The following is a 10145-nucleotide window of genomic DNA, read 5'->3' on the forward strand; positions in this document are numbered from 1 at the left end:
GACCTCCCTGCGGTCGGTCGAACCCTTCGACTTCGCTCAGGGCGAACGGAGGTTTGAGAATGGTTCACTTATCCACCTGCAATTCGCGGGTGGTTTCATTGTAGCTCATGCCTTCCAGTTCGCGGGGCATGTAGCGTTCGTCATGTTTGGCCAGCAGGTTGGTGGCGATGAAGGTGCCTTTGGCGTCGAACGATCCTTCGGCGACGACGCCGCTGCCTTCCTTGAACAGGTCGGGCGCGATGCCGCTGAAACGGGCCGGGACGGTGGCTTTGCCGTCGGTGACGTCGAAGGCCATGGTGACGCCGTCGGCCGCGCGCTTGAGGCTGCCCTTGACCACCATGCCGCCGAGGCGGATCGCCTTGCCAGGTTCCACGCCCTTGGCCTTCACGTCGCCGGGCGCGTAGAAATAGGCGGCTTCGTCTTTGAGCGCGGAGGCGGCGAGCAGGCCTGCGCCGATCAGCGCAGCAAGCGCAACGAGCGCCAGGATCAGCCTTTGATGCTTGGCTTTCATGGCCGCCCCGTCAGCGTTTCGGCCTGTGCCTCGGCGCGGTGCATGGCGCGCCAGCTGAACAGGCTGACCGCCGCTGTGCCCAGCAAGGTCACCGCATAGGCGGCGATCACGAAGGTCCATTGGTGCATGGCGCTATCCTCTTGCAAGGCGCTGCATCCGCGCCTCGACCTTATTCTGTGCCAGTATCGCGCGCATCCGCATCAGCACGATCGCGCCGAACCAGAGGGAAAAGCCCAGCAGCGTCAGACCCAGCGGCCAGAGCAGCGCCATGTCGATGCTGGAGCCGCGCATGGTGATGCTTGGTCCCTGATGCAGGCTGTTCCACCAGACGACCGATCGGTTGATGATCGGAATGTTGATCGCGCCGACGAGACCAAAGATGGCGGTGACGTTGCTGACCCCGCCCTGCCCGACGCTCTGACGCGCGCTGGCATTCGCCAGGGCAATATAGCCCAGATAGAGGAACAGCAGCACGAGCATGGAGGTCATGCGCCCGTCCCACTCCCACCATGTCCCCCAGGTCGGACGGCCCCAGATGGAGCCGGTGGCAAGGCAGATGGCCGTAAACAGCGCGCCCGGCGCGGCGATGGCGCGGCCCGCGACCGCAGCGAGCGGGTGCCGCCAGACAAGCTGCATCAGCGCCGAGACAGCGATGCCGGTCCAGCCCGCCATCCCCAACCAGGCGGCGGGGACATGGATGTAGAGGATTCTCACCGTCTGCCCCTGAAGATAGTCGGCAGGCGTCACAAAAAGACCGCAGGCGCAGCCCGCCAGCAGCAGGACGAGACCAGACCAAAACAGCCAGCCGGTGAGCGGTCGGGCGATCTTGAGGAAGCGGGCGGGATTGGCGAAACGATGCATCAGGGCTGCGTCTTTAGCCGCGCGGGCGCGGCATGGCCAGTAGGGCATTTTGCCGATGGACGGGCCGATCAATGGAGATGTGAGGTTGGATGTGGCCGGTGCCGGGACGATATTGACATCGCCGGTTGCCTTGGCCGATAGCTTGGCTCATCGGGCCAACACGGACGCCCGGTCAGACGGGGTCCGTCCAAGTCCGTTCCCTTCGCCGCTCCTGCGGCGTCAGGAGCGCTTTGATGACCGACCCGATGGATACTACCCGACCGCCACCGATCAGCCTGATCGCCTTATTCCTGAAATTCCTGCGCTTCGGCACTCTCGCCTTTGGCGGGCCGGTGGCGCAGATTGCGATGGTGCGTCAGGCGCTGGTCGAGGAAGAGCGCTGGATCGCGCCCGCGCGTTTCAACCGGTTGCTGGCGGTGTTGCAGGTGTTGCCCGGCCCCGAAGCGCACGAACTATGCGTTCATTTGGGGATGATGGCGCGCGGACGCATCGGCGGATTGCTGGCAGGGCTGGGTTTCATGCTGCCGGGCCTGACGCTGATGATGTGTGCGGGCTGGCTCTATGTCGGCTGGATTGCGGGGCATGTCGGGCTGACCGGTGTGCTGCTTGGCGTGCAGATCGTCGTGCTGGCGGTGATTGCGCGCGCGGTGGTGCGGATCGGCCAGCATATTATCGAGGATCGTTTGCTGGCCGGCATAGCCGTGGTGGCGCTGATCGCGACGCTGATGGCGGTGCCATTCTGGATCATCCTGCTGGCCGGCGGACTGGCCTATGCGGCGGCGGAGCGGCCCTTCATGGCGGTCCTGGTGCTGCTGGTGCCGATATTGGGCGCGATGATTGTGCAGCATTTCGTCGGGGCGACGAGCGCGACGGGACCGATCGTCACCCACGCGCCCGCGACGCTGGCGATGCTGTTCATTGCCGGGCTGAAGGGCGGACTGCTGACCTTTGGCGGGGCTTATACGGCGATCCCTTATGTGCGTGCCGACACGGTCGGGCGCGGGTGGATCAGCGATTCGGCGTTTCTGGACGGGATAGCGCTGGCAGGGGTGCTGCCTGCGCCGCTGGTGATCTTCGCGACCTTCGTGGGCTATGTGGCGGGCGGGCCGCTGGGCGCGCTGGCTGTGACGGCGGGCATGTTTCTGCCCGCCTTTGCCTTTTCGATGCTCTTCTTCGAGCGACTGGAGGCGGTGGTCGCCAATCCAACATTGCATCGGCTGCTGACCGGCGTGGCGGCGGCGGTGGTGGGAATCATCGCGGCGACCTTTGCCCAACTGGCGCTGGCGACAGCCGCGCGCGTGGACAATATGCTGATCGCGGCAGTGCTGTTCGCCCTTGCCCTGGCGGTCGCCTGGCGGGTCAAGGGCGCGTGGGTGACGCCCGCCATATTGGCTGGCGGGGCCGCGGTTGGCTGGCTGATTTCGCCCTGACACCAAGGCCCGCCAGGCCGTTTCGCCCCACCCGGATCGGTCAAGGAACGGCCTGGCACGCTTTTTTGTTACAGGAGGGCGACAAACGGGACGAGAGTGACTATATGCGCGCCAAAGCCCGGCCCCTGCGGTCGGACAGGATCGGCTATGGACCCGCTCACACCCATGATCACGACCAACCCTTTCGACGACGACAAGTTGCGCGAAGAATGCGGCATTTTTGGCGTTTCCGGCGCTGACACAGCCTCTGCCATCGTTGCGCTAGGCCTTCATGCCCTCCAGCATCGGGGGCAGGAAGCCGCCGGTATCACCAGCTGGGACGGGCATGATTTCCATACCCATCGGGCGATGGGCCATGTCGCGGGCAATTTCGACCGGGACGAGGTGATTCGCGGCCTGCCGGGCGGTTCGGCCTGCGGCCATGTGCGCTATTCGACCACGGGCGAGACATCGCTGCGCAATGTGCAGCCACTTTATGCGGAACTGAATTCCGGCGGATTCGCCGTTGCCCATAATGGCAATATCTCCAACGCGATGAAGGTACGGCGCGAGCTGATTCGGCGCGGGTCGATCTTCCAGTCGACCTCCGACACCGAAGTGATCATCCATCTGGTCGCGACGTCCAGTTATCGCACCCTGCTCGACAAGTTCATCGATGCGTTGAAGCAGGTAGAGGGTGCCTATTCGCTGATCGTCATGACGCCCGAAGGCATGATCGCCTGCCGCGATCCGCTGGGCATCCGACCGCTGGTCATGGGCAAGCTGGGCGATACCATCATGTTCGCGTCGGAAACCGTCGCGTTCGACGTGGTAGGCGCGGACTATATCCGCTCGATCGATCCGGGCGAACTGGTGATCGTGACCAATGCGGGTGAAATCCGGTCACATCGCCCCTTTGGCGACGTGCATCCGCGCCCCTGCATTTTCGAGCATGTCTATTTCAGCCGTCCCGATTCGATCGTTGACGGGTCCAGCGTCTATTCGGTCCGCAAGGCTATCGGCGCGCAACTGGCGATCGAAAATCCGGTCGAGGCGGATTATGTCATTCCCGTGCCGGACAGCGGCGTCCCCGCTGCGATCGGCTATGCCCAGCAATCGGGCATTCCTTTCGAGCTGGGCATCATCCGGTCCCACTATATCGGCCGCACCTTCATCCAGCCGGGCGACAAGGTCCGCCATCTGGGCGTGAAGCTGAAGCATAATGCCAATCGCGCGCTGATCCAGGGCAAGAAGATCGTGCTGATCGACGATTCGATCGTGCGCGGGACAACGTCGTTGAAGATTGTGCAGATGATGCGCGAGGCGGGCGCGGCAGAGGTGCATATGCGGATCGCTTCGCCGCCGACCAAGCATAGCTGCTTCTATGGCGTCGATACGCCGGAACGCACCAAATTGCTGGCGCACAAGCTGGACGTGGGCGGGATGCAGGATTTCATCCATGCCGACAGCCTGTCCTTCATCTCGATCGATGGCCTGTACAAGGCGCTGGGGGAAGCGAAGCGCGCGGATGGGCGGCCGCAATATTGCGATGCCTGCTTTACCGGCGACTATCCCACCACGCTGACCGACCAGGATGATGTGGTGGTCACCGACCAGCTGGAATTGCTGGCGGAACGGGTCGCCTGACGGACTTTTCCGTCGCTCATCTGATATGTTAACCCCCGTTCGGGCTGAGCCTGTCGAAGCCCTGTCCTTCTGTTCAAGAAGTGCGGCCCTTCGACAAGCTCAGGGCGAACGGAAGATAGGAGTGGCGCATTATAGTGCGTCGCTGAACTGGCGAGAATTATGACCGACACACTTCCTCTTTCCGGTAAACTGGCGCTCGTGACCGGGGCCAGCCGTGGCATTGGCGCGGCGACGGCGCAGGCGCTGGCGGCGGCGGGTGCGCATGTGGTGCTGACCGGGCGGACGACCGGCGGGCTGGAAGAGGTGGAGGAGGCGATCCACAAAGCTGGCGGTCATGCGACGATCGCCCCGCTGGACCTAATCGACGGGGAAAGCATCGGGCGGCTGGCGCAGGCGATTGCCGGGCGCTGGGACGCGCTGGACATATTGGTGCTGAACGCGGCGACGCTGGGCGCGCTGGCGGCAGTGCCCGCGATCGACGCCAAGGAATTTGCGCGGTTGCTGACGCTGAATATCGCCGCACCGCAAGCCTTGATCGCGGCGTTCGACGGGATGCTGCGCAAGAGCAAGGATGCGCGGGTGGTGGCGGTGACGTCATCGGTCGTCAAGCCACGCGCCTATTGGGGTGCCTATGGCGCGTCCAAGGCGGCGCTGGAGACGCTGGTCGGAGCCTATGGTGAGGAGATGAAGAATATCTCCGCCATCCGCACCCATATCGTCGATCCGGGCGCGACCCGCACGGCGATGCGCGCACGCGCCTTTCCGGGGGAAGATCCCGCGACACTCAAGGGGCCGGAAGTGGTGGCGAACGCGATCGTGGATCTGGTCGTGACGGATACGCCGACCGGGCATCGGATGCGGGTCGACTGATCACCCCTTCATGGGCGTGACGCGTGATTGGGGTGATGATATTCTCTCCTGAGCGGAGGGATATTGGCTATGATAAGGATCATCCTTGCCACGGTTTTGGGCATCATCGTCGCGATTCTGATTGTCGTTTGTTTTGAGATGGTTGGTCACGCGCTGTGGCCAGCGCCCCTTGACGCCGGTAGTCCCGCAACATTGCCAATCCCATTGCTCTTATCTGTCGTCGTGGGCTGGTTCTTGGGTGTGCTTGGTGGTGGTTTCGTCGCAGGCAAAATTGCGCGCCGCAGGATGGCGATCTCCATAGTGGGCGCAGTGATCCTGGCCGCGACTCTCTATAATTTCTGGGCGATCCCGCATCCTTTGTGGATGATGATCGGTGGCGTGGTGGTGCCTATTCTGGCTGCTGTTCTGGCAATGCGGTTGGTGAAGGCCAGTGACGCTATCCGGCAGGCTTGATCAGCGTCACCTGCGCCACGTCGATCCCGCCACCGCGAAAACCGCCTTCGCAATACATCAGATAGAAGCGCCATAAGGCCACGAAATGCTGGTCGAAGCTGGCGGGCAGACGGCCTTCGTCGATGGCACGGTCAAAGCGTTCGCGCCAGCGGCGCAGGGTTTCGGCATAGTCGATGCCGAAGCGGCGGACGTCCTGCCAGACCAGTCCCCGCTGCTCCGCCAATGCGCGGAATCGGCTTTCCGAAATCAGCATTCCGCCGGGGAAGATATAGGTCTGGATGAAGTCTGCGCCGCGCGCATAATCGTCAAAGATCGCATCATCGATCAATATATACTGGATCGCAGCGCGGCCGCCGGGTTTGAGCAGGCGGTGGATGGCGGCAAGATAGGCGGGCCAGTAGCGCTGGCCGACCGCTTCGACCATTTCGACGCTGGCGATGGCGTCATATTGGCCCCGCGCGTCGCGATAGTCGGTCAGGCAGATTTGCGCGCCTGATCCCAGCCGGTCGCGGGCATAGTCGGCCTGCTCGGTTGACAAAGTGAGGCCGGTGTAGCTGATCGCGTGGCGTTCCATGGCCTGTTCGGCGAGACCACCCCAGCCGCAGCCGATTTCCAGCAGCGACGCACCGTCGGTCAGGTCCAGCCGATCGAGGATCGCATCGACCTTGCGCCGTTGCGCCTGCTCCAGGCTTTCGATCCGGCTGTCAGGATTAAGGAACAAGGCGCTGGAATAATGCATATTCCGGTCGAGCCAGAGGCGGTAGAAATCATTGCCCAGATCATAATGGAAGGCGATGTTGTGGCGCGATCCGCGCCGACTGTTGCGTCGCGCCCAATGGGTCAGGCGCCCAGCCCAGCGGGCGGGGCCGCGCGGGCGGGCGGCTTTGCCCAAGGCGACGGCGTTCGCCATGAACAGGGCGAAGAGCGGCACCGGATCGGGGCTGGTCCATTCGCCCGCCGCCCAGGCGCGATACCAGCCGGATGAGCCGCCGGTCGCCAGCCGCAGCAGCGCACGCCAGTGGAGCAGATGCACCTCGCATTCCGGCCCCGGCGCGCGACCGCCCAGCAGCCTGCGAGTGCCGTCCGGCAGGGTTGCGTCGATAGCCCCCTGCTCCAAGCCCCGGTCGATGCGATCAAGCAGGCGGTGGAATTGCGGGCCGATCATGCAGGCGAACGCGCTGACGGCCCCCGATCGCGGCGGACGCCGCACGGACAGGGGGCGCTTGCCGCGCCGGGGATCGACTGCATTCATGACGTCAATCTTGCATCAAGCTGCGCCGCGCTGCAATCACCCCTTGGCGTGGCGATAGGCGGAAAGTGCGCGCTCGCGGCCTTCGCGATGGCCGATAATCTTTGCCGGATAGGCACACGGGCGGACGCCGTGGGCGTCGGGATCATGGATATCGGCGTCGGACAGGTCGGCGAGTTCCGGCACCCACTCGCGAATATAGGCGGCAGCGTCGAATTTTTCCGACTGGACCAGCGGGGCCATGATGCGGACGAACATATTGGCGTCCACGCCGCTGCCCGCGACCCATTGCCAGTTGACGCTATTATTGGCGTAGCTGGCATCGACCAAAGTGTCCCAGAACCAGCCCGCGCCATGCCGCCAGTCGATCAGCAGATGTTTAATCAGGAAGCTGGCGGCGATCATGCGAACGCGGTTGTGCATCCAGCCTGTCGTCCAGAGCTGGCGCATCCCCGCGTCGACGATCGGATAGCCGGTGCGACCCTGTTGCCAGGCGGTGAAGTCAGCCTTGGCCTCCCGCAGGTCGCGCCATGGCAGCGCATCAAAATCACCGCGGGCGTTGGCGGAGCCGTAGGTCGGAAATTCGACGATCTGGTTATGGGCATAATCGCGCCAGATCAGCTCTTTAAGGAAGGTAGTGGTGCCTTCGTCCGAACCCGTGACCTGATGCCAGACGGCAGCGGGGGAGATTTCGCCGAAGTGGAGGTGGGGCGAGAGGCGGGATGTCCCCTCGATCGAGGGGAGGTTGCGGGCGGTGGCATAATCGGGCGCTTCGTCCCGGAAGTCGGCAAGATTGGCCTGCGCCCCCGCCTCCCCCGGTGTCCAGTCCTGCGCGAAGCCGGTCGCCCAATCGGGGCTGGTCGGCAGCAATCCCCAATCGTCCAGCGAATCACTGTCGGGCCATGACGCGGGTGCCGGAATATTGTCGGGAGCGCGGCGGGGCGCAGGCGGCGGCATGTGGGCCATCACCGCGCGGGAAAAGGGCGTGTAGATGCGATACATGCCCCCTCCCCCGGTTCGCACCGCGCCCGGCGGCAGGAGCAGGCCGCCGTCGTGGAGGTGCAGGTCGAGCGTCTTGGCCACCGCCTTTTCTGCGTTGCGCCACCAGGGTTCATAATGGTGGAGGGCATGGACGCTGCCGGCACTGACCTGGGCCGCGATCTGCGCCAATATCTCAGCCGAGTTGCCGCGCCGCAGGATGAGGCGTGATCCTTTCGCGCGCAGGCTTTCGTCGAGCCGCGACAGGCTATGGTACAACCACCAGCACGACGCCCCGCCCATTGCCCATTGGCGCGGCGTGTCATCGTCAAGGATATAAATGGGGATCACCGGCCCTGCTTCGATGGCTGCGAGCAGGGCAGCCTGATCGGTCAGGCGGAGATCCTGGCGGAGCCAGAGCAGGACGGGTGTGGTCATTGTGCTGCAATGCCGCCAGACGGGGCCGGTTCCAAGCGGCCGATAAAGCATCTTGCCATGGCATGTGCCCATATTTGTCGCGGTCAAATCGGTCCAATTGTGATTCGATCAATGGACGGATGCTGCCACCCACCCTATCCTTGGCGCGAGAAACAGGAACGATGTCGGCGGCTCCGGGGGGTATGTCGCTGTCTGGATAGCGTGATCAGGGGACAAAATGGCTTCGACGCCCGAAGAACAGGAACGCGGATACCGGCCTTGCGTCGGCATCATGCTGGTCAACATGGATGGCAAGGTTTTCGTAGGCCAGCGGCTGGATAATGTCGTGGAGGCCTGGCAGATGCCGCAGGGTGGGATCGACGAGGGCGAAGAGGCAAAGGACGCCGCGCTGCGCGAATTGCACGAGGAAACCGGCATCGTCAGCGATCATGTGAAGATCATCGCGACGGCCAAGGGCGAGCATTTCTATGACCTACCGCCCGAACTGGTCGGCAAATTGTGGGGCGGCAAATATCGCGGACAGCGCCAGTTCTGGTTCCTCGCCCGCTTTCTGGGGCAGGATGAGCATATCAACATCCAGACCAAGCATCCCGAATTTCGCGAATGGCGCTGGACCGACCCGGAGACGCTGCCGGAGCTGATCGTGCCGTTCAAGCGCAAGCTGTATCGCGACATTTTGCAGGAGTTCAGGGCGCTTATCTGAGCGATCCGTCGCTTAGGGGCTTAACCTTCGCGGTCTTGCGGCTATGACATAGATCATGCGCGCTTGCCTGATCCCCCTCGCCCTGTTCTTTACCGCTCCGGCCTATGCCGCTGATCCGGCGTTGCTGCCGCCTTCGGTGCGCGAGATGCTGGAGGCGGCGATCGCCAATGGCAATGAAACGGATATTGCGACCGTGGCGAAAATCGCCCGCCAGACCAATCCGGGTTCGGCGGACGAGATACAGCGGCTGGTCAATAGCTGGAAAGAGCGGACCAAGGCCACCCAGGACACGGTGATTCGCGAGGCGCGCTTTACCGAATTATGGACTGGGCGGGTTGAGGCTGGCGGGTTCCGATCGACCGGGTCCACCAGCGAAATCGGGATCAGCGCGTCGGCCACCGCCACCCGCAACGGCATCCAATGGTCGCACAAGCTGAGCGCCGCTGCTGACTATCGCCGGGCCAATGGCGTGACGTCACGCGAACGCTATTTTGCGGGCTATGAGCCGAAGTTCCAGTTCGACCCGCGTGGCTTTGCCTATGGGCTGGCGCAGTTCGAGCGGGATACGTCGATCGGCTATGACGAGCGCTACACCGCGTCGGTCGGGGTGGGTTACAAGCTGATCGTGAGCAAGCCGGTCGATCTGCTGGTTGATATCGGCCCGTCGGTGCGACATGCCAAATATCTGATCGGGGTGCGGGAAACCAAGCTGGGCGCGCGTGGGTCGATGGCGCTGGCCTGGCGCGCCAGTCCGACTTTGACCTTCAAACAGACGGCGGCGGGCTATGCCGAAAGCGACGTCTATTCGCTCAATGCGCTAACGTCGATGGAGACGAAGGTGGCGACGCGCTGGTCGGCAGCCTTGTCCTACAACGTGCAATATGAGTCGGAGACTCTGCTGTCGTCGCGCAATTTCAACACGCTCAGCCGGGTGACGTTGAGTTATGATTTTTAGCGGCCAATAGAGTTGGAATGATGCCTACCTCCGTTCGTTTCGAGCGAAGTCGAGAAACGCCGCGCGCAGGT

11 protein-coding genes are annotated in these 10145 nt (G+C 63.4%); 6 read left to right on the forward strand and 5 right to left on the reverse strand.

The genetic code is table 11. The features are described from left to right. Positions 1 to 64: 64 nt before the first annotated feature. From ccmE to ccmC, 3 genes are read right to left on the reverse strand one after another with little or no spacing between them, the layout of a single operon-like run. Complete coding sequence (ccmE, locus tag ACODSR_RS13295; RefSeq protein ID WP_489077203.1) at positions 65 to 511, reverse strand: cytochrome c maturation protein CcmE; 447 nt, start codon at positions 509 to 511, stop codon at positions 65 to 67. Beyond that, a complete protein-coding gene (locus ACODSR_RS13300) occupies positions 508 to 639 on the reverse strand; it encodes a hypothetical protein (protein ID WP_489077205.1) in 132 nt (43 codons plus the stop codon). The genes ccmE and ACODSR_RS13300 overlap by 4 nt, the downstream gene beginning before the upstream one ends. A gap of 4 nt (positions 640 to 643) precedes the next feature. Further along, entirely contained in the window at positions 644 to 1372 is a 729-nt protein-coding gene (ccmC, locus tag ACODSR_RS13305) for a heme ABC transporter permease CcmC (RefSeq protein WP_489077207.1), read from the reverse strand. 233 nt (positions 1373 to 1605) lie between these two features. On the opposite strand from ccmC, the gene chrA reads away from it, so the two are divergent. The 4 genes from chrA (at position 1606) to ACODSR_RS13325 (ending at position 5751) form a co-directional block, all read left to right on the forward strand. Then, positions 1606 to 2802: a chromate efflux transporter gene (chrA, locus tag ACODSR_RS13310; RefSeq protein WP_489077208.1), complete on the forward strand. Its 1197-nt coding sequence runs from the start codon at positions 1606 to 1608 to the stop codon at positions 2800 to 2802. Between the two features lie 147 nt (positions 2803 to 2949). Then, complete coding sequence (gene purF, locus ACODSR_RS13315; RefSeq protein WP_489077210.1) at positions 2950 to 4428, forward strand: amidophosphoribosyltransferase; 1479 nt, start codon at positions 2950 to 2952, stop codon at positions 4426 to 4428. A gap of 159 nt (positions 4429 to 4587) precedes the next feature. Beyond that, positions 4588 to 5298 carry an SDR family NAD(P)-dependent oxidoreductase gene (locus tag ACODSR_RS13320; RefSeq protein ID WP_489077212.1) on the forward strand — a complete coding sequence of 237 codons (711 nt, stop codon included), beginning with the start codon at positions 4588 to 4590 and terminating at the stop codon, positions 5296 to 5298. A gap of 69 nt (positions 5299 to 5367) precedes the next feature. Beyond that, a complete protein-coding gene (locus ACODSR_RS13325) occupies positions 5368 to 5751 on the forward strand; it encodes a hypothetical protein (RefSeq protein WP_489077214.1) in 384 nt (127 codons plus the stop codon). Here the strand turns inward: ACODSR_RS13325 and ACODSR_RS13330 are convergent. Together ACODSR_RS13330 and ACODSR_RS13335 are read right to left on the reverse strand one after the other, a co-directional pair. Further along, the gene (locus ACODSR_RS13330) at positions 5735 to 7003 is read right to left on the reverse strand and encodes a class I SAM-dependent methyltransferase (RefSeq protein WP_489077216.1); all 1269 of its coding nucleotides are present in this window, start codon (positions 7001 to 7003) and stop codon (positions 5735 to 5737) included. The two genes, ACODSR_RS13325 and ACODSR_RS13330, sit on opposite strands and share 17 nt — an antisense overlap. Positions 7004 to 7039: 36 nt before the next feature. Continuing rightward, positions 7040 to 8416, reverse strand: coding sequence for a cryptochrome/photolyase family protein (locus ACODSR_RS13335; RefSeq protein ID WP_489077218.1), 1377 nt, complete (start codon positions 8414 to 8416; stop codon positions 7040 to 7042). A 217-nt stretch (positions 8417 to 8633) separates the two neighbouring features. On the opposite strand from ACODSR_RS13335, the gene ACODSR_RS13340 reads away from it, so the two are divergent. Together ACODSR_RS13340 and ACODSR_RS13345 are read left to right on the forward strand one after the other, a co-directional pair. Beyond that, positions 8634 to 9119: an RNA pyrophosphohydrolase gene (locus ACODSR_RS13340; RefSeq protein WP_489077219.1), complete on the forward strand. Its 486-nt coding sequence runs from the start codon at positions 8634 to 8636 to the stop codon at positions 9117 to 9119. 55 nt (positions 9120 to 9174) lie between these two features. Then, on the forward strand, positions 9175 to 10074 hold the full coding sequence (locus ACODSR_RS13345; RefSeq protein WP_489077221.1) for a DUF481 domain-containing protein: 900 nt from the start codon (positions 9175 to 9177) through the stop codon (positions 10072 to 10074). Positions 10075 to 10145: the final 71 nt, after the last annotated feature.

The sequence above is a fragment of the Sphingobium sp. FG125 genome (assembly GCF_057809795.1).

Coding starts and splice junctions, on each gene's coding strand:
- ccmC (WP_489077207.1), bottom strand. CDS start 1,372: ATGCATCGTTTCGCCAATCCCGCCCGCTTCCTCAAGATCGCCCGACCG.
- ACODSR_RS13335 (WP_489077218.1), bottom strand. CDS start 8,416: ATGACCACACCCGTCCTGCTCTGGCTCCGCCAGGATCTCCGCCTGACC.
- ACODSR_RS13325 (WP_489077214.1), top strand. CDS start 5,368: ATGATAAGGATCATCCTTGCCACGGTTTTGGGCATCATCGTCGCGATT.
- ccmE (WP_489077203.1), bottom strand. CDS start 511: ATGAAAGCCAAGCATCAAAGGCTGATCCTGGCGCTCGTTGCGCTTGCT.
- ACODSR_RS13345 (WP_489077221.1), top strand. CDS start 9,175: ATGCGCGCTTGCCTGATCCCCCTCGCCCTGTTCTTTACCGCTCCGGCC.
- chrA (WP_489077208.1), top strand. CDS start 1,606: ATGACCGACCCGATGGATACTACCCGACCGCCACCGATCAGCCTGATC.
- ACODSR_RS13340 (WP_489077219.1), top strand. CDS start 8,634: ATGGCTTCGACGCCCGAAGAACAGGAACGCGGATACCGGCCTTGCGTC.
- purF (WP_489077210.1), top strand. CDS start 2,950: ATGGACCCGCTCACACCCATGATCACGACCAACCCTTTCGACGACGAC.
- ACODSR_RS13300 (WP_489077205.1), bottom strand. CDS start 639: ATGCACCAATGGACCTTCGTGATCGCCGCCTATGCGGTGACCTTGCTG.
- ACODSR_RS13320 (WP_489077212.1), top strand. CDS start 4,588: ATGACCGACACACTTCCTCTTTCCGGTAAACTGGCGCTCGTGACCGGG.
- ACODSR_RS13330 (WP_489077216.1), bottom strand. CDS start 7,003: ATGAATGCAGTCGATCCCCGGCGCGGCAAGCGCCCCCTGTCCGTGCGG.